At 72.0% G+C, this 25925-nt stretch carries 23 protein-coding genes; 11 read left to right on the top strand and 12 right to left on the bottom strand.

The window, feature by feature from the left end; translation table 11 throughout:
* Positions 1 to 8: 8 nt before the first annotated feature.
* Both FHS08_RS11875 and FHS08_RS11870 read right to left on the bottom strand, forming a co-directional pair.
* The gene (locus FHS08_RS11875) at positions 9 to 1346 is read right to left on the bottom strand and encodes an FAD-binding oxidoreductase (protein ID WP_167039208.1); all 1338 of its coding nucleotides are present in this window, start codon (positions 1344 to 1346) and stop codon (positions 9 to 11) included.
* The gene (locus FHS08_RS11870; protein WP_167039206.1) at positions 1343 to 2245 is read right to left on the bottom strand and encodes an LLM class flavin-dependent oxidoreductase; all 903 of its coding nucleotides are present in this window, start codon (positions 2243 to 2245) and stop codon (positions 1343 to 1345) included. Before FHS08_RS11870 ends, FHS08_RS11875 begins: the two co-directional genes overlap by 4 nt.
* Before the next feature lie 66 nt (positions 2246 to 2311).
* On the opposite strand from FHS08_RS11870, the gene FHS08_RS11865 reads away from it, so the two are divergent.
* Complete coding sequence (locus FHS08_RS11865) at positions 2312 to 2680, top strand: winged helix-turn-helix transcriptional regulator (protein ID WP_167039204.1); 369 nt, start codon at positions 2312 to 2314, stop codon at positions 2678 to 2680.
* A 39-nt stretch (positions 2681 to 2719) separates the two neighbouring features.
* Here FHS08_RS11865 and FHS08_RS11860 read toward each other — a convergent pair whose 3' ends face one another.
* Genes FHS08_RS11860 through FHS08_RS11850 form a run of 3 tightly spaced genes read right to left on the bottom strand, consistent with a single transcriptional unit; the run spans position 2720 to position 5723 of the window.
* Positions 2720 to 3127: a nuclear transport factor 2 family protein gene (locus FHS08_RS11860; RefSeq protein ID WP_167039202.1), complete on the bottom strand. Its 408-nt coding sequence runs from the start codon at positions 3125 to 3127 to the stop codon at positions 2720 to 2722.
* A 35-nt stretch (positions 3128 to 3162) separates the two neighbouring features.
* Complete coding sequence (gene nhaA, locus FHS08_RS11855; protein WP_243847281.1) at positions 3163 to 5088, bottom strand: Na+/H+ antiporter NhaA; 1926 nt, start codon at positions 5086 to 5088, stop codon at positions 3163 to 3165.
* Positions 5085 to 5723 (bottom strand): NADPH-dependent F420 reductase, encoded by a 639-nt coding sequence (locus tag FHS08_RS11850; protein WP_167039200.1) that lies wholly within the window; start codon positions 5721 to 5723, stop codon positions 5085 to 5087. Before FHS08_RS11850 ends, nhaA begins: the two co-directional genes overlap by 4 nt.
* A gap of 117 nt (positions 5724 to 5840) precedes the next feature.
* Between FHS08_RS11850 and FHS08_RS11845 the strand changes: the two genes are divergently transcribed.
* Positions 5841 to 6647 (top strand): SDR family NAD(P)-dependent oxidoreductase, encoded by an 807-nt coding sequence (locus tag FHS08_RS11845; RefSeq protein WP_167039198.1) that lies wholly within the window; start codon positions 5841 to 5843, stop codon positions 6645 to 6647.
* Between the two features lie 139 nt (positions 6648 to 6786).
* Positions 6787 to 8706, top strand: a complete 1920-nt coding sequence (locus FHS08_RS11840) for an anthranilate synthase family protein (RefSeq protein WP_167039196.1) — start codon at positions 6787 to 6789, stop codon at positions 8704 to 8706.
* Positions 8707 to 8838: 132 nt separating this feature from the next.
* On the opposite strand, the gene FHS08_RS11835 is transcribed toward FHS08_RS11840, so the two are convergent.
* The 3 genes from FHS08_RS11835 to FHS08_RS11825 all read right to left on the bottom strand — a co-directional run bounded on the left by FHS08_RS11835 (position 8839) and on the right by FHS08_RS11825 (position 11857).
* Positions 8839 to 10104 carry a DUF6596 domain-containing protein gene (locus FHS08_RS11835; RefSeq protein WP_167039194.1) on the bottom strand — a complete coding sequence of 422 codons (1266 nt, stop codon included), beginning with the start codon at positions 10102 to 10104 and terminating at the stop codon, positions 8839 to 8841.
* Positions 10101 to 10466 carry a YciI family protein gene (locus FHS08_RS11830; protein WP_167039192.1) on the bottom strand — a complete coding sequence of 122 codons (366 nt, stop codon included), beginning with the start codon at positions 10464 to 10466 and terminating at the stop codon, positions 10101 to 10103. Before FHS08_RS11830 ends, FHS08_RS11835 begins: the two co-directional genes overlap by 4 nt.
* An 83-nt stretch (positions 10467 to 10549) precedes the next feature.
* Positions 10550 to 11857 (bottom strand): M50 family metallopeptidase, encoded by a 1308-nt coding sequence (locus FHS08_RS11825; protein WP_167039190.1) that lies wholly within the window; start codon positions 11855 to 11857, stop codon positions 10550 to 10552.
* An 86-nt stretch (positions 11858 to 11943) separates the two neighbouring features.
* On the opposite strand from FHS08_RS11825, the gene FHS08_RS11820 reads away from it, so the two are divergent.
* From FHS08_RS11820 to pflA, 5 genes are all read left to right on the top strand, one after another.
* On the top strand, positions 11944 to 12522 hold the full coding sequence (locus FHS08_RS11820; RefSeq protein ID WP_341800393.1) for a hypothetical protein: 579 nt from the start codon (positions 11944 to 11946) through the stop codon (positions 12520 to 12522).
* A gap of 111 nt (positions 12523 to 12633) precedes the next feature.
* Positions 12634 to 13332 carry a DUF1775 domain-containing protein gene (locus tag FHS08_RS11815; RefSeq protein WP_167039188.1) on the top strand — a complete coding sequence of 233 codons (699 nt, stop codon included), beginning with the start codon at positions 12634 to 12636 and terminating at the stop codon, positions 13330 to 13332.
* A 332-nt stretch (positions 13333 to 13664) separates the two neighbouring features.
* Positions 13665 to 15326 carry a Mur ligase family protein gene (locus tag FHS08_RS11810; protein ID WP_167039186.1) on the top strand — a complete coding sequence of 554 codons (1662 nt, stop codon included), beginning with the start codon at positions 13665 to 13667 and terminating at the stop codon, positions 15324 to 15326.
* A 261-nt stretch (positions 15327 to 15587) separates the two neighbouring features.
* Positions 15588 to 17855 (top strand): formate C-acetyltransferase, encoded by a 2268-nt coding sequence (gene pflB, locus FHS08_RS11805; RefSeq protein ID WP_167039184.1) that lies wholly within the window; start codon positions 15588 to 15590, stop codon positions 17853 to 17855.
* A 31-nt stretch (positions 17856 to 17886) separates the two neighbouring features.
* Positions 17887 to 18828 carry a pyruvate formate-lyase-activating protein gene (gene pflA, locus FHS08_RS11800; RefSeq protein WP_243847280.1) on the top strand — a complete coding sequence of 314 codons (942 nt, stop codon included), beginning with the start codon at positions 17887 to 17889 and terminating at the stop codon, positions 18826 to 18828.
* 158 nt (positions 18829 to 18986) lie between these two features.
* Here the strand turns inward: pflA and dxr are convergent, their stop codons facing one another.
* Together dxr and FHS08_RS17315 are read right to left on the bottom strand one after the other, a co-directional pair.
* On the bottom strand, positions 18987 to 20078 hold the full coding sequence (dxr, locus tag FHS08_RS11795; protein ID WP_167039182.1) for a 1-deoxy-D-xylulose-5-phosphate reductoisomerase: 1092 nt from the start codon (positions 20076 to 20078) through the stop codon (positions 18987 to 18989).
* 44 nt (positions 20079 to 20122) lie between these two features.
* Positions 20123 to 21067, bottom strand: coding sequence for an FKBP-type peptidyl-prolyl cis-trans isomerase (locus FHS08_RS17315; protein WP_167039180.1), 945 nt, complete (start codon positions 21065 to 21067; stop codon positions 20123 to 20125).
* 173 nt (positions 21068 to 21240) lie between these two features.
* Between FHS08_RS17315 and FHS08_RS11785 the strand changes: the two genes are divergently transcribed.
* Complete coding sequence (locus FHS08_RS11785; RefSeq protein WP_167039862.1) at positions 21241 to 21957, top strand: lysophospholipid acyltransferase family protein; 717 nt, start codon at positions 21241 to 21243, stop codon at positions 21955 to 21957.
* On the opposite strand, the gene FHS08_RS11780 is transcribed toward FHS08_RS11785, so the two are convergent.
* Entirely contained in the window at positions 21954 to 22433 is a 480-nt protein-coding gene (locus FHS08_RS11780; protein WP_167039178.1) for an OsmC family protein, read from the bottom strand. The genes FHS08_RS11785 and FHS08_RS11780 overlap by 4 nt on opposite strands.
* A 54-nt stretch (positions 22434 to 22487) precedes the next feature.
* Here FHS08_RS11780 and FHS08_RS11775 point away from each other — a divergent pair, with 54 nt between their 5' ends.
* Positions 22488 to 23477: an asparaginase gene (locus tag FHS08_RS11775; RefSeq protein ID WP_167039176.1), complete on the top strand. Its 990-nt coding sequence runs from the start codon at positions 22488 to 22490 to the stop codon at positions 23475 to 23477.
* 34 nt (positions 23478 to 23511) lie between these two features.
* On the top strand, positions 23512 to 24627 hold the full coding sequence (gene ald, locus FHS08_RS11770; protein WP_167039174.1) for an alanine dehydrogenase: 1116 nt from the start codon (positions 23512 to 23514) through the stop codon (positions 24625 to 24627).
* A gap of 49 nt (positions 24628 to 24676) precedes the next feature.
* Here the strand turns inward: ald and FHS08_RS11765 are convergent, their stop codons facing one another.
* Complete coding sequence (locus FHS08_RS11765; protein WP_167039860.1) at positions 24677 to 25909, bottom strand: saccharopine dehydrogenase family protein; 1233 nt, start codon at positions 25907 to 25909, stop codon at positions 24677 to 24679.
* Between the last annotated feature and the right edge of the window lie 16 nt (positions 25910 to 25925).

The raw sequence follows: 25925 nt of genomic DNA, 5'->3' as shown, positions 1-25925 counted from the left end.
CGCGACGCTCACGCGGCCAGATCGGCATCCTCTCCCGGCCGCCCGCGCCGGAAGACGCCGTCGGGATCGACACGCTCACGCAGCCGCGCGATCCGCGCCGCGACCGCGGGCGGGAAGGCACGGGCGGCCGTCTCGGCATCCGGACTCGACTCGAAGTTGCGGTATGCGGCGGACGACACCCGCCGGAGCGGCTCGAACGCCGCCGAGAGTGCGCTCCCGTCGTCGGGAGGGAACGTGCTCGCGACGACGAGGACCTCCGCGTCACGGTGCGCCCACGCCGTCGCGTCCGGTGCCGGATCGCGCGTCGCGCCCCCGAGCGATCGCAGCTGAACGAGGGGCGAGGCGTCGTGGGCCGCGACATCCATGACCGCCCTCGCGCTGCGCGCGTCGAGGCGAGGCAGGAGCGCGTTCGTCGTATGCGAACGCTGCTGACCCACGTTCGGGTGCAGCTGCTCGGCGTTGACGAGCGCCGTGTAGGGAGCGATGCGCGCCTGCGCGCCGAGCGGGCGCAGGCCGAGTCCGGTCAGCGGATCGACGAGCCGGCGCACCACCCCGGCATCGTCGCTCGCGACGGTGGCCGTCAGCTGCAGCACGAACCGGCCGCGGTCGGCGAGCAGGAGCCCGTTGGTCGTCAGCTCGCGCGGCGCCGTGGCGAGGTGCTCCGACCACGCGCGCAGGCCGTCGCCGTCACGGTCGACCTCGACGGCGATCTGCGCGATGCCGATGTCGCCGAGCTCGATGGCCTCGATGTCGAACGAGGTCACGATGCCGACCGCGTCGCCGGCTCCGCGCACGGCCCACAGCAGTTCGGGCTCGTGCTCGGCATCCGTGTGCACGATCGTGCCGTCGGCGCGCACGACCGTCGCGGCGCGCACGCGGTCGATCGTGAGGCCGAAGCCGCGTGTGAGCCAGCCGACGCCGCCGGCCGTCGCGAGCCCTCCCACGCCCACGTTGCCGTGATCTCCTGAGCTGATGGCGAGTCCCTCGGCCGCGAGGCGCTCGGCGACCCGGCCCCACCGCGCGCCCGCCTGCACGCGGACGAGGCGGCGATGCCGGTCGAGGACGCGGATCGCGTCGAGCTCGCCGAGGTCGATGACGATCCCGCCGTCGTTCGATGCGGCGCCGGAGAGCCCGTGGCCCCCGCTTCGCACGGACACCACGGCCCCGGCACCGGCCGCCCACCGCACTGCGGCGGCGACCTCGTCGTCGTCGCGCGGTCTCAGCACGACGGCGGGCGACGCGATGTGCGTGTAGGTGGAGCGCAGCAGCGCATAGGCGGTGTCTCCTGGCCGCACGGCGCGCCCGGCGAGCGCGGCAGGAAGCGGGGGAAGCTCGGTGAGAGTCATCGTCCCGCCTCCTTCCGTCGCTGCGCGACGCGCTCGCGGATGCCGGGCACGACCTCGCTCGCGAACACCTCGACCTGCCGCTCGGCATCCGTCATGGGCCAGAACACGAACGTGTCGAAGCCGAGGTCGACGGCCCAGTCGCTGAGCGTGTCGATCCAGACGCCGACGTCGCCGAGCAGTCCGTTCGCGCCTGCATAGGGCCCGATCGCCCCGATGACGTTGTAGATGCGACGGATGTCGCGCGGATCGCGCCCCGCCTCGCGCGCCGCCCGGTCGATCGCCTCCTGCCGCTCGGGCACCTCGTGCGGTGCGACGTAGATGTTGAGGGGGCTGATCCAGCCGTCGGCGGCGCGGCCCGTCACGGCGAGCATGCGCGGCTTCTGGCTTCCGAGCCACACGGGCACGGGTGGCCGCGGTACCGGCCCGGCCTGGTATCCGGCGATGCGATGCCGCGGAGTGTCGAGGCGCACGGCGCCGCCCGCGAGGGCGCGACGGAGCACCGCGAGGGCCTCCTCCGTGTAGCGCACCATGTCGGCGCCCGCGTGCGGCGTGCCGCCGAGCGCCTCGACGCCGTGGGGCGTCGCGCCGCCGCCGACGCCGAGGGCGACGCGGCCGGGTGCGATCTCGGCGAACGAGGCCGCGCTCTTCGCGACGAGCGACGGCAGCCGCAGCTGCAGGTCGAGCACGTCGGGGGTCACGCCGATCCGCTCGGTGATCGAGGCGAGATGCGTCAGCAGCGTCCAGACCTCGAGGTGCGACGGCTGGTAGGGGTGATCCTGCACCGCCAGGTAGTCGAGACCGGCACGGTCTGCGACCAGCGCGAGGCGGCGAGAGGCGGCGAGATCGGCCGCCGTCGGGTCGATGCTCACCCCGAACTCGAGTTCTCTTCCATAGTCCATGCTTCGAGTGTTCCTCCGTCTTTCGGAAGTTGCAAACGTGTCATTAGGTACTTACTATTGGTAAGTATGAGCATCGTGGACACCACTCAAGCCCCGGAGACCGCCCGGCATGAGCCGTCGATTCTCGACGAGGCGGCCTGCCGCGGCTTCCAGCACGCCATCGACCTCATCGGCCGCCGGTGGAGCGGCGCCATCATGCTCGCGATCTCACGCGGTGCCGAGCGGTTCGGCGAGATCCTCCACCTCGTCGACGGACTTTCCGACCGCCTCCTGTCGCAGCGCCTCAAGGAGCTCGAGGCGCAGGGCCTCGTCGTCCGCACGATCGTGCCGACGCGTCCCGCGCACGCTCGATACACGCTGTCCGACCGCGGGGTCGGGCTCATGGCCGCGATGCAGCCGCTCGTGCGCTGGGGTGTGCACGAGGACCGGCGCTGATCGGCGCCGGTCGGCGCCGATCGCCGCATCGCACCGGCATCAGGACGGCGCGACGGACTCCCACAGCTCATTGAAGGCGATGCTGTCGTAGAACGCGACGCCGTCGACGACGAGCCCGTCCCGCAGCCGCAGGAACCAGGCGTAGGTGTTCTCGTACGTCGTGTCGGCGATCGTCGTGCCCGCGCCGTCCCACAGGACGACGACGGTGTCGCCATCGGCGTAGACGCCGCGGACCGCGACGGGCCGGAAGGGCGCGTCGTGACGGAACCGCCGTCCGAAGGGCTCGAGCACCTCCGCGCTGAACTCGTGCGCACTGCGGTAGTGACGTGACGCCGCCGAGCGGCCCACGATCTCCCACGTCAGGTCATCGGCGAAGATGCTCGACACGTATCCCTTGCCCTCCGCCCAGTCGCGGAAAGCGCGCTCCACGATCTCCTTGTTGCTCATCTCGCTCACCTCCTCGACCGTCTCGGCGTCCGCCGTCATTCGCGGGGCGACTGCGCCGCATCCTCCCCCGCCGTCGCGTACAGGGCGCGGATGAGGGACTGCGCGTCGTACGGACCGATGTGCCGCTGCCCGTTGATGTAGAACGTCGGCACAGCCGTGATGTCCATCGCCTCGGCGTCGAGCATGTCGTCGCGCACGCGCGCCGACACCTCGGGCGAGACGAGGTCCTCCTCGAAGCGGTCGACGTCGAGGCCGAGCTCGCGGGCCCGGCGGATGATGTCCGACGGAAGCTGATGCTCCTGGTCGGCGAACAGGCTCCGTCCGAACTCGAAGAGCTTGCCCTGCAGCGCCGCCGCCTCGGCTGCTTCTGCCGCCGCGAGCGCATTCGGATGGAAGCGCTCCAGCGGCGCATGCCTCCACACGTAGCGCAGCCCGTCGCCGAGCTCTTTTCGGACCTCCTCGATGGACCCGGAGGCCTTGAGGCAGAACTCGCACTGGAAGTCGCCGTACTCGACGATCGTGAGCGGCGCGTCGACCGGCCCTGAGATGTGATCCCGCGAAGGGTCGACCGGACGCACGAGAGTGCGTCCTCCGTCGTCTTCCGGGCGGCGCGCGTCCGACAGCCGGAACACCGCCGTCGCGAGGACGAACGCGATGACGGATGCCGCGAGCACGCCCACGCGGGCCTGGTTCTGCGCCGTCTCATCGTCGATCGACAGATCGACGATGAACAGCGAGATCGTGAAGCCGATGCCGCACAGCGCCGCCCCGCCCGCGATCCGGTCGAGCGTGAGTCCCGGGCCGAACTCACCCCATCGGAACGTCTTCATGACGAACGCCGATCCCCACACGCCGACGAACTTCCCGACGACCAGGCCGACGACGATCGCCCATGTGAGCGGCGAGCGCAGTGCCGCGGAGAGGATCTCGCCGCTGAGCTCGACACCGGCGTTCGCGAGGGCGAACAGCGGCAGGATGACGTACGCGACGTAGGGTGCGTACGCCGACTGCAAGCGCTCGTTGATCGAGATCGACTCGCGCAGGCTGTTGGCGGCGAGTCGGGCGTACTCGCTGTTCGGCGACTGCCGGAACGTGCGGGCCAGCTCGAGCGCCTGCTCGACGTCGCGCCTGTTCGGGCGGTAGACGGGGACGAGGAGCGCGACGGCGACTCCCGCGAGCGTCGGATGCACGCCCGACGCGAGGAACGACAGCCACACGACGATGGCGAGCGTCGCGTAGATCGGGCCCCGCCCGTAGCGGACGTAGCGAGTGAAGTAGATGCCGACCAGCCCGGCGGCAGCGATGAGCAGCGGAAGCGGCGTGAAGTCCGCCGTGTAGAAGAGCGCGATGATGCTGAGGGCGCCGATGTCGTCGACGACGGCGAGCGCGAGCAGGAACACGCGCAGACGTCCGGAAGCCTTCGGTCCGATGAGCGCGAGCGCGCCGACCAGGAAGGCCGTGTCGGTGGAGATCACGATTCCCCACGCGTTCTCGTGTCCCGTGCCGGAGGCAATCAGGACGAACAGCACCGCGGGCACGACCAGACCCGCGATCGCGGCGATGACCGGCACGACGGCCCGCGACCAGCTCGTGAGCTCGCCGATCGCGAACTCCCGGCGCACTTCGAGGCCCACCGTGAAGAAGAAGATCGCCATGAGGGCGTCGTTGACGAGCGCATGGAGCGTGAAGTCGAGCCGGAGGTCTCCGACGCCCACGGTCAGGTGAGTCTCCCAGAGGTCGTGATACGACCCCGTCGAGATATTGGCCCAGACGACGGCGGCAGCGGTCGCCAGCAGGAGGAGAAGGGCGCCTGCCCGGTTGACGCCGATGCTGCCGATGCGCGCGGCGATCGACGGACGCCGGTGCGCCGCGGGGTCGGGGCGGCTCGGATCGGGCGAGTGCTCGATCATCGTGAGCGGGGGGCGTCCGCCGCGGGCGGGCGGCCCCATCGGGACCGTCATGACTCCTCCTTCTCCCAGCGGCGATTCCAGACGACGGCGACGTTGAAATCGCGCGTGCCGACGGCATCCCTGATCGCGTAGTACATCCCGATCATGTGCTCGACGGCGCGGGCCGTCAGCAGCCCGCCGAGGTCGAGAAGCTGTTCGGGGGCCCAGCCGAGGTCCTCCAGGAGAGTGGCCACCACGCGCTTCGCCTCCGGGTCGTCGCCCGAGAGGAACACCGTCGTCGGCTTCGGCAGGATGCCGGGATCGACCATCACGGTGCGGCTGAACGTGCTGAGACTCTTCACGACGCGCGCGGCCGGGAACGCCGCCTGCAGGCGCTCGGCGAGACTCCCGTCCGGATACACGAGCGCGCCGGCTCCATCGTCGGCGTTGCTCACGTCGAGCAGCACCGTGCCGTCGAGCCACCCCGCCGGCTCGGCGCCGAGCAGGCTCACGCTGTGCGCACCGGGAGTCGCGTTGACGACGACCTCCGCGCTCTCGGCCGCCTCGGCCAACCCGACGACCGGCACGCTGCCCGCGACGCCGCGACCGGGGTCGCGCGATCCGAGCCGGACGTCATGTCCGACGGCGGCCCATCCCTCCGCCAGCGTGCGGCCCACCCGGCCGTTTCCGATCACGCCGATCCGCATCGCACCTGCTCTCCCGAATGCTCGGGGCCCCTTGGAGGGCGCCGCACACGCCCAGTATCGTGCAGTTGCAGGCGCCGTGGGGCGGGACGACGACGTGCGCTGTGCAGGAGGTGGTCCATGTCGCCGTCGGACGGGGTGATGGTGCTCACCGGCTCGACGAGCGGGATCGGCCTCGAGACGGCACGTCGGCTGGCCGCGCGGACGACTCGTCTCGTCGTGCACGGCGTCGAAGGCCGCTCGGCGGCGGCCGCCGCGATCGAGCGGATCTCGTCCGGCGGGCGGGCCGAGATCGTCTACGTGCCCGGCGACTTCTCCCGCCTCGAGACAGTCGCCGAAACGGCCTCCGCGATCGCCACCGCGGCGGGCGGCCCCATCGCCGTCCTCGTCAACAACGCGGCCGTCCCGGGGAGCCCTGCTCGACAGGTCACCGGCGACGGCCATGAGCGCACGCTGCAGATCGACTATCTCGCTGCCGTCCTGCTCACGGAGCGGCTGCGGTCGTCGCTCACGGACGGTGCCAGGATCGTCAACCTCGCGTCCGCGACGCACACGATGACGACCCTCGACCTCCACGACATCGAACTGGAGCACGGCTACACGCCCGTCCGCGCCTATGCCCGCTCCAAGCTCGCGATCATCATGTACACGCTCTGGCTCGCGCGCCATGGGGGGCGCACGGCGACACCCGTCAGCCTCAGCCCCGGCGTCGTCAACACGCGGCTTCTGGACGCCATGTTCGGGCCGATCGGGACCACTGTCGAGCACGGTGCCCGCAACGTGCTGGCCGCGCTCGACGCGCACGCGGACGGCGGCGAGTACTTCGACGACGGTCGCCTCGTCGTCCCGAGCGCCGAGGCCCTCGATCGCGAACGCGGCGACGCCCTCATGGACTGGACGGCGAACGCCCTGTCGCGCTTCGTGTGATAGTTTCGGCGCATGCACGCGAACCTCACCTGGTGGCCCGCCTCCTAGGCGGTGTGCTCGCGTCCCACGACCCACAGACCGCCCCCCGGGCGGTCTTTTCTCGTCTCTGGCGACCGCCCGCCCACACGGAAGGCTCCCGATGACCGACGACGGTCCCGCCGCCCTGCTGTCCGCCCTCGTCTCCGACGGCGCTCCCTTCGCCCTCCTCGCACGCGACGGCGAGAGCGTCGAGCTCCTCACGGGAGAGGTCGTCGACGTCGACCTGCTGGGCGAGATCCCACTGACGGATGCCGCGGGCACGCCCCGCGAAGTGCTCGCGCTCGTCCCTTTCCGCCAGGTCCGCGAGCGCGGCTTCGCGTGCCACGACGACGGCGCACCCCTGCGATGCCTCGTCGTCGGCTCGCACGTCGCGCTCCCCCGCGACGCCGTCGTGGCGGAGCTCCCTGCGGACGCGGTGCCGCTGCGGGACGCGGGCTTCGACATCCCCGACGAGGACTACGCCGCCATCGTGCGGCGCGTCATCGCCGACGAGATCGGGCGGGGCGAAGGGGCGAACTTCGTCATCCGCCGCGACTTCACCGCGCGCATCGACACGGATGCCGTGACCGCCGCCCTGACGTGGTTCCGGGCACTCCTCGAGCACGAGCGCGGCGCCTACTGGACGTTCCTCGTGTCGACGCCCGGACACCTCGCGGTCGGCGCGAGCCCCGAGGCGCACGTGAGCGCGCGCGACGGCGTCGTCACGATGAACCCGATCTCGGGAACCTTCCGCCACCCGGCGGGCGGGTCGACCGCAGACGCGCTCACCGAGTTCCTCGAGTCGACGAAGGAGACCGAGGAGCTGTTCATGGTCGTCGACGAGGAGCTCAAGATGATGAGCGCCGTCTGCTCCGACGGCGGGCGCATCACGGGTCCGCACCTGAAGGAGATGTCGCGCCTCACGCACACGGAGTACGTTCTGCGCGGGCGCAGCCGCCTCGACCCGCGCGAGATCCTGCGCGAGACGATGTTCGCGCCCACCGTCACCGGCTCCCCCATGCAGAACGCCTGCACCGTCATCACGCGCCACGAGCGCTCGCCGCGAGGGTACTACTCGGGCGTCGCCGCGCTGTTCACGCCGCGGACGGATGCCGTGCCCGACGGCGAGTCGACGCACGACCTCGACGCGCCCATCCTCATCCGCACGGCGTATCTCGAAGGCGGGCGCCTGCGAGTGCCGGTCGGGGCGACGCTCGTGCGGCACTCCGACCCGTACGGCGAGGTGAGCGAGACGCACGGCAAGGCCGCCGGGGTGCTCGGCGCGATCGGCGCCGTCCCGAGGGATCGGACCCCCGTCGACGACGAGGACGCCCCCGCTGCGCAGCCCGCCCTGCTCGCCGACGACCCCGTCATCGCGACGCTGCTGCAGTCGCGGAACGCCCGGCTCGCCTCGTTCTGGCTCAACCCGCAGGATGCCGCCGACGACGGCGGCCCGTTCGCGGGGCGCTCCGCGCTCGTGGTCGACGCCGAGGACCGCTTCACGACGATGCTGGCGCACCAGCTGCGCCACCTGGGCCTGGAGGTCGTGATCGCGCCGTGGGACGCCGTCACGGACGAGCAGCTCGACGCCGCGGAGCTCGTCGTGTCGGGCCCGGGACCGGGCGACCCGCGCGACCCCGCGAGCGCCCGCATGCGTCGCATGCGGGACGTCGTCGCGCGCCGCCGCGCGTCGGGCCGTCCGCTGCTCGCGGTGTGCCTCAGCCACCAGATCCTCGCCGACTCGCTCGGGATCGAGCTCGCTCCGCTCGCCCAGCCGCACCAGGGGCTGCAGAAGACCGTGGACGTGTTCGGGGTGCCGGCATCCATCGGCTTCTACAACACGTTCACGGCGCGCGTGCCTGCCGGGACGACGCGCGTCGGGGACGCCGAGGTCGCGGCCGACGAGCAGGGCGACGTGTACGCGCTGCGCGGACCGGGGTACGCGTCGGTGCAGGGACACCTCGAGTCGATCCTGTCGCGAGACGGCATGACGACGATCGAGCGGCTCGTCGCGCATGCGATGACGCCTGTGGGCGCGTAGCGCGGCGCCCGCGGTCCTCTTCCCCTGGTGCAGATCGCGCCCCGCGGCTGGGCCGGCGGGGGCATCGTGCGTCGCCCCGCGCGGACCGCGCTCGTGGCCGCGCAGCGCGTCCGGCGCGCAGGCGCGCCCGTCTCACCCGGCCGGGCTCACTCGTCGCGCGATGAGCCGGCGCTCTGCGTCGTTCGCCGTCAGCTCGAGCGCGCGCAGGTCGGCCGCGAGCGCCTCGTCGTCGCGTCCGAGCTCGCGGAGGACGTGCGCGCGGACGGCGTGCCACAGATGGAACCCGCCCAGCGCCTCGCCGACCGCGTCGAGCTCGGCGAGCGCGGGCTCCGGTCCGTCGACGCGCGACAGCGCCACGGCTCGATTGAGCCGGACGACGGGCGACCGGTCGTACGCGAGCAGCATGTCGTAGAGCGTCAGCACCTGCAGCCAGTCCGTGTCCGCCGAGGTCGCGGCGTCCGCGTGGCACGCGGCGATCGCGGCGTGCAGCTGCCATCGCCCCGGCCTGCGCAGCGTCGCCGCCCGCTGGAGGGCGCGGCGCGCATCCGCGAGGAGTGCGGCATCCCACCGCGACCGATCCTGGTCGCCGAGCAGCACGAGCTCGCCGTCGACGGCGCGCGCACCCTCACGGGCGCGGTGGAAGAGCAGGAGCGCGAGCAGACCGTGCGCCTCCGCCTCCCGCGCAAGTCCGGCCGCGACGACGCGGGCGAGCCAGACGGCGTCGTCGGCGAGATCCCGGTCGGCCGACGCATCCCGCCCTGCGACCAGATGCGCCTCGCTGTACATGAGGGACACGACGGTCAGCACGAGGTCGAGCCGCCCGCGCCGGGCCTCGCCCTCGGGCACGCGGATGGGGATGCCGGCCGACCCGATCTTGCGCTTGGCCCGCACGATCCTCTGAGCGACGGTCGCCTCCGACGTCAGCGTCGCGCGCGCGATCTGTGCCGTCGTGAGGCCGCACACGGCGCGCAGCGTCAAGGCGAGCTGCGCGTCGGGCGAGAGCGCAGGGTGGCAGCATCCGAACAGCAGCGGAAGCCGTTCGTCGGCCCCGGCATCCGCCGTGCCCGGCTCCGCCGCCTCCGGCTCGGCGAGGAGCGCGAGCTTGGCCCGGTACCGCTGCTCGCGCCGCAGGCGATCGAGCGCGTTGTGCTTGGCCGCCTGCGTGAGCCACGCGCCGGGCTTGGGCGGGATGCCGCGTGCGCGCCACTCCCGCAGCGCCTCCTCGACGGCTTCGGCGACGGCCTCCTCCGCGATGTCGAGGCTCCCGAGCGACGAGGTGAGCGCCGCGACGATCCGCCCGGACTCCTCGCGGACGACCCGGGCGAGCAGGAGGTCGGATGCCGCGGACCCGCCGCGCCCCTCGGGGGCGCCGGGGTCCGCGGCATCCCGTCCGGTCACTCGAACTGGCTGTAGTCGGTGACCATGGGCCGGATCTCGATCGCGACGCCGGGCAGCTCGAGCGAGGGCCAGGTCTTCACGAGCGCGATCGCGGCATCCATGTCCGGCACGTCGATGACGCTGAAGCCGCCGACGACCTCCTTCGCCTCGGAGAACGGCCCGTCGACGACGAGGGGTCCGCTCTCGCCGCTCTTGACGGTCGTGGCCGTCTCGACGGGCTGCAGCTCTGCGCCGCCGTCCGTGATCTGCTGGTCGTTGTCCTGGAACCACTGGTAGATGCGGCCGTAGACCTCCTGCGCACGCTCGGGCGGCACCGCGGCGTCGAGTTCGGGGGTCGATGTGAACATGATGACGTACTTCACGGTCGTGGTCCTTTCGTCAGGGGAACCGTTCACCCCTTCAGCGAACGGGCGAGACCGTTTTCGACATCCGTGCGGATTTCGCCTCAGCTCAGGATGGAGACGGGGTTGACCAGGTCGGCGATGATCAGGATGCCGCCCATGACGGCGAGCGCGATGAAGACGACGAACGTGACCGGCACGAGCTTGGACGCGTCGACGGGCTTCGGCGGCGGACGCCGGAACAGCCTGGCCCACGTCCGCTTCAGCCCGTCCCACAGCGCGACGACGACGTGCCCGCCGTCGAGCGGGAGCAGCGGGATCAGGTTGAAGACGAACAGTGCGATGTTCAGCGAGGCGAGCAGACCCAGGAACCCCGCGACGCGGTTGAGGATCGGCGCATCGACCGCGGCGACTTCGCCCGCGAGGATGCCGGCGCCGACGATGCTCAGCGGCCCGTCGGGATCGCGCTCCTGACCCGTCACGAGCGACACGGCCGTGTCGTAGACCTTGACCGGCAGCTGCCAGATGATGCCCGCGACGGCGCCCGCGTTCTCGACGGCGGCCTGCGCGCCCGCCCAGATCGGCTGGCGCACGTACTCGACGGCGGGGCGGACGCCGAGGAAGCCGACCTCCTGCGCCGTTCCGTCCGCCCCGGCCGCCTCGACCGTCGCGGGGGTCACGGAGATCGTCTCCTGCGTGCCCTCGCGCTCGACGACGAGCGTCAGCTGCTGCGCGGGAGAGGCCTGGACGACCGCCGCGAGGTCGGCGAACGTCGACACCGGCGCACCGTCCGCCGACACGATCCGATCGCCGGGCTGGAGCCCCGCGGCCGCGGCCGGCGCCTGCGGGTCGCCGGGGGCGCACTCCGCCGACGCCGTCGCCGGGACGCACTCGCTGAGCGCGGACACCGTCGAGGTCGCCGTCTGGATGCCGATCGCCGAGAAGAGGATCGAGAACAGCACGATCGCGAACAGGAAGTTCATGATCGGGCCGCCGAGCATGATGACGACGCGCTTCCACACCGAGAGCCTGTAGAAGACCCGCTCGTCGTCGCGGCCCTCGAGCGTCTCGTCGTTCGCGGCACGCGCATCCTGCACCATCGTGGCGAAGAACCCGCCGCCGGCGCGTCCCGCGCGCCCCTCGCCCGCCGGGAGGGCCGCACCGTCCCGAGGTGACGGCGGGTACATTCCCGCCATCGAGATGTAGCCGCCGAGCGGGATCGCCTTGAAGCCGTACTCCGTCTCGCCCTTGCGCGTGGACCACAGCGTGGGGCCGAACCCGATCATGTACTGCCCGACGCGCACGCCGAACTTCTTGGCGGGCCACAGGTGCCCCAGCTCGTGCAGCGCGATGGAGACGGCGAGCCCCACGACCATGAGCGCGATGCCGATGACGAAGGCGAGGACGGTCATGCGCCAACGGTACCCTCGCGAGGCTATGAATGCGCTCGGGCTTCACCGCGGGCGTCGCCCAGGCCTGCACGCGGAAGGGGTCAGCGGTGACGCCACGCCAGCTGCGTGCCCTCCGCGGCGTCTCGGCGGCATCCGTCGCGACCCTTCTCGCCTCGGCCGCGCACACCCTCTCGGGCGGCGGCGCGCCGCATCCGCTCCTCCTCTCGGCGGTCGCCGTGCTCGCCGCGCCCGCCGCGGTGGCCTTGGCGGGGCGCCGGCTCGCGCTGTGGCGGGTCGCGCTCACGGTGCTCGCGAGCCAGGGGCTTTTCCACGTCGCCTTCGCGCTCTCGGGCGATCTCGGCGGCGGCGTCTCGGTGCCTGGGCACGTGCACGGCGCCGTGGCGCTCCCGACGATCGCGATCACGCCGGAGGTCCCCGACGCGGGCATGATCGCGGGCCATGTCGCCGCCGCCCTCGTCACGATCGCCGTCGCGCATCGGGGCGAGAAAGCGCTGCGCGACCTGGGCCGCGGCATCCTGCGCCTGCTGCGGCGCCGAGTCGTCGCTCCCTCCGTGCGGCGACCGCTGGTCGTGCTCGCGGCGGTCGGGCGCATAGCGCGCACAACATCCATCGTCCTCTCGGGCGCGTCTGGGAGGGGACCGCCCGTCGTCGCCGCGGCTCGCTGAGCCGCACGCACGGAGCAGGCGTCCGCCGCGCTCCGTCCCCGGCGCGCTCGTGCGGCCGGGGCTCAGCGCGCCGCCTTCGCCCGCGGCGCACCGACGACGAAAGAGACCACCATGCCTCGAACCACCTCCCTCCCGCGGCGCGGCGCCGCGCTCGTCTCGGCGGGGGCCGCCGCAGGCGCCGTCCTGGCCTTCGTGGCGCCGCTCGCGGCCTCCGCGCATATCCACGTCGGACCCGACGCGATCCCCGCCGGCACGACGTCGACGCTCACCTTCACGTTCCAGCACGGGTGCGACGACTCACCCACGACGGCGCTCGTCTTCGACGTCCCGGATGCCGTGGCCGTCGCGACCCCGATCGTCCAGGGCGGCTGGACCATCGCACGCGAGCTCGGCGACGACGGGCTCCCCGCGCGCATCACCTTCACGGCCGACTCGCCGATCGAGTCGGGACTGAAGGCGTCGGTCGCGATGGACGTGCTGTTCGCCGCCGACGCCGCGAACACGGTCGTGGCCTTCCCCGTGACCCAGGAGTGCGCCGCGGGCGAGACGGCGTGGACAGAGGTCGCCGCCGAGGGCGAGGATCCCGGGTCGCTCGACGACCCGGCTCCGCTCGTGACCGTCAGAGCCGCCGCGGACGAGCCGGCCGGGCACGGACACGGCGCGGCCGGCGAGGCCGAGGCGGACTCGTCCGGCGAGTCGTCCTCGAGCGTCGGCGACCCCGTCGCCCGCGGGCTCGCAGGAGCCGGACTGGTCGCAGCGGTCGCCGCTCTTCTCGGCGGCCTCCTGCGCCGCCGACCCGCGCGACGCTGACAGGCAGGCCGTCGACGCCGGTGCACCGCGCTGACCGGCCGACGCCGGTGACCGTGCGGTCCGGCCGCCGGTATGGTCCGATCGGAGGGGCCGGGCGGGCCGCCCAGACCGGCCCCGCCGACACGGCCGGTCCCGTCGACGGGGCCGGCATGGCCTGCACGGCGGGTCCCGTCGACGGGGCCGGCGCGGCCGGGCCCCTCGACGTGGCTGTCCCCGGGGAGCCTCCTCCCTCGCGCGACCGCCCGCCGGTCCCCCGGGGACCGCCCGCCGGCCACCCTTGCGACCGCCCGCCGGCGGGCCACCCGCGCCCCGGATGAGAAGATGGAGGCGCCATGCCGACAGACGCGCCTTCGAACCTGCCGCCCGTGCTCCGACCCGAGCATCCGCCCGTCCGGTCCCTCGACGATCTCGCCGCCCGATTCGCCGGCGAGGTCCGCGGCGACGCGCCCGGCGTGACGCTCTCGGGAATCACCCTCGCGACGGCGGATCTGCGCCCCGGCGAGGCGTTCGTCGCGATCCGCGGGGTGAACCGGCACGGCGCCGAGTTCGCCGCGGCGGCGGCCGCCAAGGGCGCCGTCGCGATCGTGACGGATGCCGCGGGCGCCGAGATCGCGGCATCCGCGGGTCTTCCGATCGTCGTCGTCGACCATCCGCGCGCGATCCTCGGCGATCTGTCGGCCTGGGTGTACGGCACGGGTCCCGGCGACGACCTCCCTCTCCTGTTCGGCACGACGGGGACCAACGGCAAGACGAGCGTCTCGCACCTGCTCGAGGGGATCCTCGGCCAGCTCGGCGTCGTGACGGGGCTCTCGTCGACGGCGGAGCGGCACATCGCGGGGCAGGTCATCGTGTCGCGGCTCACGACGCCCGAGGCATCCGAGTTCCATGCGCTGCTCGCCCTCATGCGCGAGCGCGGCGTCGACGCCGTCGCCGTCGAGGTGAGCGCGCAGGCGCTCAGCCGCCACCGGGTCGACGGCCTCGTGTTCGACGTCGCGGGCTTCACGAACCTCTCGCACGATCACCTCGACGACTACGCCGACATGCGCGAGTACTTCGAGGCGAAGCTGCCGCTGTTCCGGCCGGACCGCGCGCGTCATGCCGTCATCTCGCTCGACTCGGCACCGGGCGCGGAGGTCGTCGAGCGCTGTGAGATCCCGTACGTCACGATCGTCACGCCCGCCATCGCCGCCGACCCGGATGCCGACGCCGACTGGATCGTGGAGATCGGCGAGGAGCGCCAGACCGGCACGCAGTTCACCCTCTCGTCGCGCGACGGCCGATCGCTCACGACGATCGTTCCCGTCATCGGGCGGCACATGGCCGCCAACGCGGGGCTCGCGATCGTCATGCTCCTCGAGGGCGGGTACACGTGGGACGCTCTCGTCGCGGCGCTCGACGCCTCGCGAGGCGGAAGCGGCCGCATCGACGCGTATCTCCCGGGCCGGACCCAGCGCGTCTCGGGAGAGAAGGGCCCGGCCGTGTACGTCGACTTCGGCCACTCCCCCGACGCCTTCGAGAAGACGCTCGCGGCCGTCCGCCGCGTGACGCCCGGAAAGGTCGTCATGCTGTTCGGCGCCGACGGCGACCGCGACGCGACCAAGCGCCACGACATGGGCCGCACGGGCGTCGAGGGCAGCGACATCCTCGTGATCACCGACCACCATCCGCGCTTCGAAGACCCGGACTCGATCCGCGCGACGCTCGTCGAAGGCGCGCGGCGTGCGCGTCCGGATGCCGAGATCCACGAGTACTCGCCGCCCGAGCGCGCGATCATCGAGGCCGTCGGGCTCGTCGGCGACGGCGACGCGATCCTGTGGGCGGGGCCCGGTCACCAGGACTACCGCGACATCCGCGGCGTCCGCACGCCGTACTCGGCGCGCGAGCTCGCCCGGCGCGCCCTCCGCGACGCCGGCTGGCCCGTGCCCGAGCCCGTCTGGCCCGTGCCCTACCCCGAGGACGAGACGCCCCTCTCCGACCCCACCCGCGCCTGGTAGCCCCCGCCCTTCTCCCCCCGTCGCGCCCTCTCCCTCCGCGGTGAGTGAGGGAGCGCGAGCGCGGGAGAGCGCGAGCCGGGGTTGTGGTAGGACCACAAGTTCGGAGAACCGGATGCCGCCCCCGCTGTGACTTCCGTGCAATCTCGTTTGTGGTCTGACCACATTGCCTTACGCTGGAGGAGCGGCACGCCGGGGGGCCACCGCCAACCAGACAGGCACCCGACGCGCCCGACTCCCACGAGGAGGAAGGAAGCGACCCTCATGCCTATCACCAGCCCCATCCTGAACCCGCACGACACCGTCCCCGCCGCCTGGACCGGCTTCATGCCCGGACCGTGGCAGGACGCGATCGACGTGCGCGACTTCATCCAGCGCAACTACACGCCCTACACCGGCGACGCCGCCTTCCTGCAGGGACCCACCGCCCGCACGACGCGCATCTGGGACACGCTCTCTGCGATGTTCCCCGTCGAGCGCGAGAAGGGCATCTACGACGTCGACCCCCACACGCCCGCCGGCATCACGGCGCACGGTCCCGGGTACATCTCGAAGGACGACGAGGTCATCGTCGGGCTCCAGACCGACGCCCCGCTCAAGCGCGCCATCATGCCCAACGGCGGCTGGCGCATGGTCGAGGGCGCCCTCAACACGTACGGCTACGAGGTCGACGAGACCCTCCGCACGGTCTTCTCGGAGTACCGCAAGACCCACAACCAGGGCGTCTTCGACGTCTACCCGCCTTCCGTGCGCGCCGCGCGCAGCTCCCACGTCATCACGGGCCTGCCCGACGCCTACGGCCGCGGCCGCATCATCGGCGACTACCGCCGCGTCGCCCTCTACGGCGTCGATGCACTCGTCTCCGCCAAGAAGCTCGACAAGCTCGAGCTCGACACGACGTCCTTCAGCGACGACGTCCTGCGCATGCGCGAGGAGCACGCGGAGCAGATCCGCGCTCTCGGCGAGCTCAAGCAGATGGCCGCCTCGTACGGGCTCGACATCTCCGGCCCCGCGACGACGGCCCGCGAGGCCGTCCAGTGGCTGTACTTCGGCTACCTCGCCGCCGTCAAGGAGCAGAACGGCGCGGCGATGTCGCTCGGTCGCACCTCGACGTTCCTCGACGTCTTCGTCGAGCGCGACCTCGCGGCCGGCACCCTCACCGAGATCGAGGCGCAGGAGATCATCGACGACTTCGTCATCAAGCTGCGCATCGTCCGGTTCCTGCGCACCCCCGAGTACGACGCCCTCTTCTCGGGCGACCCGACATGGGTCACCGAGACGATCGGCGGAATGGGCCAGGACGGCCGCCCGCTCGTGACGAAGAACTCGTTCCGCTTCCTGCAGACGCTCTACAACCTCGGTCCCGCGCCCGAGCCGAACATGACGGTGTTCTGGAGCGAGCAGCTCCCGAAGGGCTTCAAGGACTTCTGCGCCAAAGTGTCGATCGACACGTCGGCCGTGCAGTACGAGTCCGACGAGCTCATCCGCTCCTCGTGGGGGGATGACGCGGCCATCGCGTGCTGCGTCTCGCCCATGCGCGTCGGCAAGCAGATGCAGTTCTTCGGCGCCCGGGTGAACCTGGCCAAGACGCTCCTCTACGCGATCAACGGCGGCAGGGACGAGGTCTCGGCCAAGCAGGTCTCCCCCGCGACCGCGCCGATCGCAGGCTCCGGCCCGCTCGAGTTCGACGACGTCATGGCGCGCTTCGACAAGACGATGGACTGGCTCGCCGAGACGTACGTCGAGGCCCTCAACTGCATCCACTGGTCGCACGACAAGTACGCCTACGAGCGCCTGGAGATGGCCCTGCACGACAAGGACGTGCTGCGCACGATGGCCTGCGGCATCGCGGGCCTGTCGGTCGCCGTCGACTCGCTGTCGGCGATCAGGTACGCGACCGTCACGCCCGTCCGCGACGAGCGCGGCATCGTCGTCGACTACGTGACGGAGGGCGAGTTCCCGACGTACGGCAACGACGACGACCGCGCCGACGACATCGCGGTCGACCTCGTCGAGCGCTTCATGGCCAAGATCCGCCGCCACCCGATGTACCGGAACGCGCTTCCCACGCAGTCGGTGCTGACGATCACGTCCAACGTCGTGTACGGCAAGGCGACGGGCAACACGCCCGACGGCCGCCGGGCGGGAGAGCCGTTCGCTCCGGGTGCCAACCCCATGAACGGCCGCGACACGCACGGCATGCTCGCGTCGGCCCTGTCGGTCGCGAAGCTCCCGTACAACGAGGCGCAGGACGGCATCTCGCTCACCAACACGGTCGTGCCCGCCGGCCTCGGCCACACGATGCAGGAGCGCGTCGCGAACCTCTCGGGCCTGCTCGACGCCTATGTCGGCGCCGACGGCTACCACATGAACGTCAACGTGCTCAACCGCGAGACGCTCGAGGACGCCATGGAGCACCCCGGGAACTACCCGCAGCTCACGATCCGCGTCTCCGGCTACGCCGTGAACTTCGTGCGGCTCACGCGCGAGCAGCAGCTCGACGTCCTGTCGCGCACGTTCCACGCGGCGTGACCCGAGGCCCGACACGAGAAGAAGCGACATCATGGCCGCGACCCTGATCCGGATGCCGGAGAGCTCCGTGCTCCCCGCCGACGCGACACGCCTGGAGGCCCCCGCCGCGGGTGCCGCAGCCCGTGCCTCCGCGTCGGCGGCAGGTCCGCGCGCCGGCCACGGGCTCGACGGGCTGACCGTCGCCGAGCTCGAGCGTGCTGAGCGCCTCGCCGCGATGCGCGCGGGCGAGCTCGGCTCGGTGCACTCGTGGGAGCTGGTGACGGCCGTCGACGGCCCCGGCACGCGCCTGACGACGTTCCTCGCCGGATGCCCGCTGCGGTGCCTCTACTGCCACAACCCCGACACGCTCGCGATGAAGGACGGCAGGCCGGTCACCGCGGACGAGCTCCTCGCGCGCGTGCGGCGCTACCTCGGCGTCTTCCGCGCGACGGGCGGCGGCATCACCCTGTCGGGCGGTGAGGTGCTCATGCAGCCGGCGTTCGCCGCGCGGATCCTCCGCGGCGCGAAGGAGATGGGCGTCCACACGGCGCTCGACACGTCGGGCTATCTCGGCGCGAACGCGACGGACGAGATGATCGACGACACCGATCTCGTGCTCCTGGACGTCAAGTCGGGCGACCCCGAGACGTACGAGCGCACGACGGGCCGCGAGCTCGCACCGACGCTCGCGTTCGGGCGCCGCCTCGCCGAGCGCATCGAGGGACCCGAGGTCTGGATCAGGTTCGTCCTGGTGCCGGGCCTGACCGATGCCGTCGAGAACGTCGAGGAGGTCGCCGAGTACGCGGCATCCCTCAACCGGATCCGCCCCGGCGCCGTGACCCGCGTCGAGGTGCTGCCCTTCCACCAGATGGGCCGCTCGAAGTGGGAGGCCCTCGGCCGCACGTACGAGCTCGAGGACACGCCGGCCCCGAGCCCCGAGCTCACCGAGCGCGTCCGCGGCCAGTTCCGCGCGCACGGCCTCACGACGCACTGACCGGGTATCCCCAGCCCGGTCGGTCAGCCCAATGACGGGCTTCCGATCGACCCGCCCCTCCCCGCTTCCGGGGCGGGTCGATCGACTCTCCCGCGCCGTTCCCGCCGAGTGCGCGTGACATGCCGCGCGGGGGAGCCCCCGGGCGGCATCCCGGATGATCAGCGTGCGACGGATGCCGCGATCGCGCGGTCCGCGGCATCCCGCGCCCACGACTCCGCGTCCGCGAGGCTCTCGCGCGTGAGCTCGGTCGGCGCCTCATGCGCGTCGACGACCCGCTCGACCGTGTCGAGGATGCCGAGGAACGGCAGGCGCCCCTCGTGGAACGCGTCGACGGCCTGCTCGTTGGCGGCGTTGTACACGGCGGGGTAGGTGGCGCCCGCGCGCCCCACGCGCTTCGCGAGGCCGACGGAGGGGAACGCGTCCTCGTCGAGCGGCTCGAAGGTCCAGGAGGCCGCCACCGTCCAGTCGAGCGGCTTCCCGATGCCCGCGACGCGGTGCGGCCAGTCGAGTCCGAGCGAGATCGGCAGGCGCATGTCGGGCGGCGACGCCTGCGCGATCGTCGATCCGTCGACGAACTCGACCATCGAGTGGACGATCGACTGCGGGTGCACGACGACGTCGATGTCGTCGTAGGGGACGCCGAAGAGCAGATGCGCCTCGATGACCTCGAGGCCCTTGTTGACGAGGGTCGCGGAGTTGGTCGTCACGACGCGCCCCATGTCCCACGTCGGATGTGCGAGCGCCTGCGCGGGGGTCACGTCCGCGAGGGCGTCGCGCGAGCGCCCACGGAAGGGACCGCCGGATGCCGTCAGCACGAGTCGTCGCACCTCATCAGCCGTCCCCGAGCGCAGTGCCTGCGCGAGCGCGGAGTGCTCGGAGTCGACGGGCACGATCTGCCCAGGCGCGGCGAGGGCCGTCACGAGGTCGCCGCCCACGATGAGCGACTCCTTGTTCGCGAGCGCGAGGACGCGGCCCGCCTCGAGCGCGGCGAGCGTGGGGCCGAGCCCCACGGACCCCGTGATGCCGTTGAGCACGACGTCGGCCTCGACATCCCGCACGAGCTGCTCCGCCTCGATCGCTCCAAGTGCCGTGCGGGCGACGCCGAACTCGGCGGCCTGTGCGTCCAGGAGCGCACGGTTGGAGCCGGCGGAGAGCCCCGCGACCTCGAACCGGTCGCGGTGGGCGCGGATGACGTCGAGAGCCTGCGTCCCGATCGAGCCCGTCGAGCCGAGAATGAGGACGCGTCGCATTCCGCCAGCCTACCGAGGGGCCTGCACTCGGACGCCGGGCTCGGCTACTGGCCTTCGGTCTTCGAGATGATCTCGAGCGCGAACACGAGCGTCTCGCCCGCCAGCTCGTGGCTGCTCGAGCCCTCCTCGCCGTAGCCGCAGGCCGGGGGCATCGACACGACGACCTTGGATCCGACCGTCTGGCCCTCGAGCGCGCGCTGGAAGCCCGCGACGACGCCCGTCGTCGTGAAGGTCGCGGGCGTGCCGCCCTCCCAGCTCGAGTCGAACACCGAGCCGTCGCTCCACTTCACGCCCGTGTAGTTGACGGTGACCTCGTCGCCGGGCTCCACGACGTCGCCGTCGCCCTCCTGGACGACCTCGAGCTCGACATCGGTCGGGGGCTCGGCTGCGGGGATCGTGATCGTCGGTGCGCCGTCGGCTCCGAACTCGACCGTGGGGAAGTCCGGCCCCGGCTCGGAGACCGCGCACCACTCGTCGGCCGGCGTCACTCCCAGCACGTCGATGACGTACACCTGCGCTGCACTGGACCCGCTCGCGGGAACCGTCATGACGATGCGCGAACCCTCTGTCGCGCAGCCGAAGAACATGTCGGGCCCCGATCCGACCGAGATGGGGAACGCAGGAAGCGGCACGCCGTCGAATCCGCCCTGCTGCACGGATGCCCCGGTCGTGGCGTCGAACACGGCGATCGCGTAGGCGACGAAGTCGCCGTCCTGGATCTGCGGCCCGTCGCCCTCCGTCGAGACGACGCGCTCGGCGCTCTGGATGTCCAGCGGCGCGCTGAACGTGACGGTCGGCGCCGCGCCGACGGCGCCCTCGACCTTCACGGCCTCGACGGTGTCGCCGCCGGGAGCTGCGACGGCGCAGAGGTCGGCCGACGCCGAGGTGTCCGTCGGGGTCGCCTGGGGCGCGGCCGAGCCGGAGCAGCCGGTCAGGAGAACGGCCGCGAGAGCGGCGACGGACAGGGCTGCCAGAGGGCGGATGCGCACGGGACGAACCTCACGAAGAGAGAAGGGGAGGACTCCATCCTGCCTCATGAAACGCCCGCGCGCGCCCGCGAGCGCCATGCCCACCGAGGCATGGAAGCCGGAGTAGCCTCGATCGGGTGACATCCGACGACACGACCGAAGCACCCGAGGTCGAAGCGTCGCCGGCCACGAGCATGGGCCTCACGTACACGCTCGGCCGCTTCGTGATCGGCCCCGTCGCCCGGCTCGTCTACCGGCCGCGGGTCGAGGGCAAGGCGAACGTCCCCCCGTCGGGACCCGTCATCTTCGCGAGCAATCATCTGTCGTTCATCGACTCCGTCGCGATCCCCGTCGCAGCGCCCCGGCCCGTCCACTTCCTCGCGAAGTCGAGCTACTTCGACGGCAAGGGCGTCTCCGGCTGGCTCTCGCGGGAGTTCTTCACGGCGATCGGAGCCATCCCCGTCCAGCGCGGCGCGGGTCAGGCCGCGCTCGACGCGCTCGAGCAGCAGCGACAGCTCCTCGAGGCGGGCAAGGCCGTCGCGCTGTATCCGGAGGGAACGCGATCGCTCGACGGGCGACTGTACAGAGGTCGCACGGGTGTCGCGTTCCTGGCGCTGCAGACGGGAGCGCCCGTCGTTCCCGTCGGACTCGTCGGCACCGACAAGGTCATGCCCGTCGGGGCGAAGATGCCGTCGCTCAAGCACCGCGTGACGGTCAAGTTCGGCGAGCCCCTCGACCTCACGACGCACGGGGCGGCCGACTCCGGAAAGGCACGCCGGCTCGCGACGGACGACATCATGGCCGCGATCCACGCCCTCTCGGGCCAGGAGCTGGCACACGCCTACAACGAGGCCCCGGCGCACAACCCGCTCGACCGCATCAAGCAGGTGCTGCCGCACGAGCGCCGCTAGCGCCGCCCTGCGACGTCGACGGAGGAGTCGACGCGGACGGGGAAGTTCACCGAGTTGGCGATGAAGCACCACTCGTGCGCCTGCTCGTGCGCGGCGGTCGCGGCATCCGTCATCGACGCGTCGGCGACCGTCACCCGGGGGCGCAGGACCACCTCGCGGAAGGCCCCTCCCCCTCGGCCGTCCTCCACCATGACCCCGGATGCCTCGTCCCGGTAGGCGACGACGACGACGCCCGCCTGCACGCACGCATGCAGGTACGAGAGCAGGTGGCACTCGCTGAGCGCCGCGACGAGGAGGTCCTCGGGGTTCCATCTGGTGGGGTCGCCGCGGAACGGCTTGTCGCTGGAGGCGAGCAGGGTGGGCTTGCCCTCGATCTCGATCGTGCCGGCACGGTCGTAGTCGCGGTATCCGCTCGTTCCCGTGCCCCTGTCTCCGGTCCAGGTCGTGGTGAGTGCGTAGTGGTGCTCGCCGATCATCCGGCCAGTCTGACACTCCCGTCGACCGTCGGGTCGCGACGCTAGGCTGTCATCGTGCCCGAGACCTTCGCCGCTGCGGATGCCGTCGAGCTCGCCGTCGTCGAGCGCAGCGGCTTCGTCGAATCGCGGCACACGGGCTCGGCGATCGTGCTCAGCCCCGGCGGCGAGGTCGCGATGCGGCTCGGAGACGTGACGACGCCGATCCTCCCCCGCTCGAGCCTCAAGCCCGTCCAGGCGCTCGCGTGCCTCTCGGCGGGCGCTCCGCTCGAGGGCGAGCGGCTCGGACTCGCGACCGCGAGCCACAACGGCACCGATCGGCACGTGTCGGTCGTGCGCGACATCCTCGACAGCGCCCGCCTGGGCGAGAACGACCTCGGCTGCCCCGCCGCGTGGCCGTCGGACTCGACGACGCGCGACGAGCTGGTCCGCGAGCACGCCGAGCCGGCGCGCATCCGCATGAACTGCTCGGGCAAGCACGCCGCGATGCTCCTGACCTGCGTCGTGAACGGGTGGGACACGGCGACCTACCTCGACGCGGGGCATCCGCTCCAGCTCCACATCCGCGAGGTCACCGAGCGCCTGACGGGAGACAAGATCGCCGCCACCGCGATCGACGGGTGCGGGGCGCCCGTCTTCGCGATGAGCCTGTTCGGTCTCGTGCGTGCCATCCACCGGATCGGCAACTCGTCGACGACGTCGCCGTTCGCCCTGCACCGCCACGCGGGCGCCCTCGTGCAGGCGGTGCGCGCGAACCCGTGGACGATCGAGGGACCCGGGGGCTCCGACACGGCGGTGATCGAGCGGCTGGGCGTCTTCGCGAAGCGCGGCGCCGAGGGCGTCATGGTCATGGTCGCGCCCGACGGCACGACGGTCGCGCTCAAGGTGCTCGACGGGTCCGGCCGGGCCGCGACGGCCGTCGCACTGCGCCTTCTCGAGCGCGCCGGCGCCCTTCCCGCTTCCGACGTCGCCGATGCGATGTCGCGGCTTCCGCTGTCGATCACGGGCGGCGGGCGAGATGTCGGGGCGATCCGCCCCGCCTTCTAGGACGGCTCCCACCAGGAGCGGAAAGGAGCGGGCGATGAGAATCGGCGTCCCCACCGAGGTCAAGAACAACGAGTACCGCGTCGCCCTCACGCCTGCGGGCGTCAACGATCTCGTCAGCGCAGGTCACGAGGTCATCGTGCAGCGCGGAGCGGGCGTCGGGTCGTCGATGCCGGATGCCGAGTACGAGGCGGCCGGCGCGACCATCGTCGGCGACGCCGATGCCGTGTGGGACGGCACGGAGCTCCTCCTCAAGGTCAAGGAGCCCGTCGAGAGCGAGTACCGGCACTTCCGCGACGACCTGCTCCTGTTCACGTACCTGCATCTGGCGGCCGACCGGCCGCTCACCGACCGCCTCCTCGCGGATCGCGTCACCGCCATCGCCTACGAGACCGTGCAGGTCGTCGGCGGGGGCCTTCCCCTGCTCGCTCCCATGAGTGAGGTCGCGGGGCGGCTCGCGCCGACCGTCGGCGCCGCGACCCTCATGCGCTCCGCCGGCGGGCTCGGCCTGCTCATGTCGGGGGTGCCCGGCACGCGTCCCGCCCGCGTGACCGTCATCGGCGGCGGCGTCGCGGGAGCGAACGCGGCCGTCATCGCGGCGGGCCTGGGCGCAGACGTCACGGTGTTCGACACCAACGTGCAGCGTCTGCGCTACCTCGACGACCACTTCCAGGGGCGCATCAAGACCGCGGCCTCCAACCCGCTCGACCTCGATCGCGCCGTCGTCGACTCCGACCTCGTCATCGGATCCGTGCTGATCCCGGGCGCCAAGGCGCCCAAGCTCGTCACGAACGACATGGTCAGCCGGATGCGGCCCGGCTCCGTGCTGGTCGACATCGCCGTCGACCAGGGCGGATGCTTCGAGGACACGCGCCCGACGACCCACGACGACCCCACGTTCGTCGTTCACGGCTCGGTGTTCTACTGCGTCGCCAACATGCCCGGCGCGGTGCCCAACACCTCGACATCGGCGCTCACGAACGCGACGCTCCCGTACATCCGGCAGATCGCGCGACTCGGGTGGAAGGATGCGCTGCGAGCCGACGCCGCGCTCGCCGCGGGACTGAACACGGTGGGCGGCGCTGTCGTCAACGCGGGAGTCGCGACGGCGCACGGGCTCGAGCTCGCGTCGCTCACGGCGGCGCTCGGCTGACGACCTGGCCCGGGGGCCTCTCATGCGGCGGTCACGCGAGTCCGGCGCGTCAGATCGGGAGCGGCTTCTCCTGGATCCCCCACGGAGAGCCGTAGCCTTCGGGCGCCGGCGCCGCGAGCAGGTCGAGGAAGGGCTTCGCGGGGAACGCTTCGGGGCCGAGGATCCCGGTGCCCGACCACATGCCGTTCGCGAGCAGCTCGAGCGCGATGACGGGGTTCAGCGCCGTCTGCCATACGACCGCCTGCGAGTGGTACTCGCGCATCGTGTGCTCGTTGTCGGCGACGTGGTACAGATACGTCGAGCGCGGCATCCCGTCCTTGCCCCTGCCCGTCACCCACACGCCCGCGCAGGTCTTGCCGCTCATCCTGTCGCCGAGAGTCGAGGGGTCGGGCAGACAGGCGGCGACGACATCGCGCGGTGAGACCTCGACGCCCTTCACGCTGACTCGGTCCGTCTTGTCGAGCCCGAGCTTGTGGAGAGTCTTGAGCACGTCGATGAACTCGTCGCCGAGCCCGTACTTGAACGTCACGCGCTTGGCCGTGGTCCAGCGCGGCATCAGGAGCACCTCCTCGTGCTCGACGTTGACGCACTCGACCGGACCGATGCCGTCGGGGAAGTCGAACACCTCGGGCTCGCTGAACGGCTCGGTCGTGTACCAGCCCCTCCCCTCCTCGTAGATGACGGGCGGGTTGAGGCACTCCTCGATCGTCGTCCAGATCGAGAACGACGGAGCGAAGTCGTAGCCCGCCACGACGAGGTCGGCGCCGTCGCGCACGCCGAGCTCGTCGATCTCGCTGAACAGCTCGTCCTCCGCGTACCGCGCGAAGACGTCCGACAGCCCCGGCTCGACGCCGATCCCGACGAGCGCGAGACGCCCGGCATCCTTCCACTGCTCCTCCTTGGCGAACTGCTCGTCGCCGAGCTTGACGCCGGTGAGCTCGTGGGGCCTGTCGGGATGGGGATGCGAGAGGCTCATCGCCATGTCGAGGTAGGTCGCGCCGGCCAGGAAGCACCCATCGAAGACGGACATCACGAAGCGCGGGTCGACGGCGTTCAGCACGTGCGTGACGCCGTGCGCGCGGATGAGGGCGGCCACGGAGTCCGCGCTCGAGGCGTCGACCTGCGCCGCCTCGAGGCGGTCGTCGCCGAGCTCCGCGACGAGCGCCTTCGGGCGTGCGGGGTCGTAGTCCGCGACGACGAGACTGGCGAAGAAGTCCCTGCGCACGGCGATGCGGGCGGCCGCCGAGCCGACTCCGCCGGCTCCGACGATCAGGATGCGCATCGTCGGCTCGCCGCTC

It is taken from the genome of Microbacterium ulmi, from assembly GCF_011759705.1.
Taxonomy (GTDB): Bacteria; Actinomycetota; Actinomycetes; order Actinomycetales; family Microbacteriaceae; genus Microbacterium; species Microbacterium ulmi.
The sequence above is the reverse complement of the archived record's forward strand: the minus strand, read 5'-3'. Positions and strand labels throughout refer to the sequence as shown.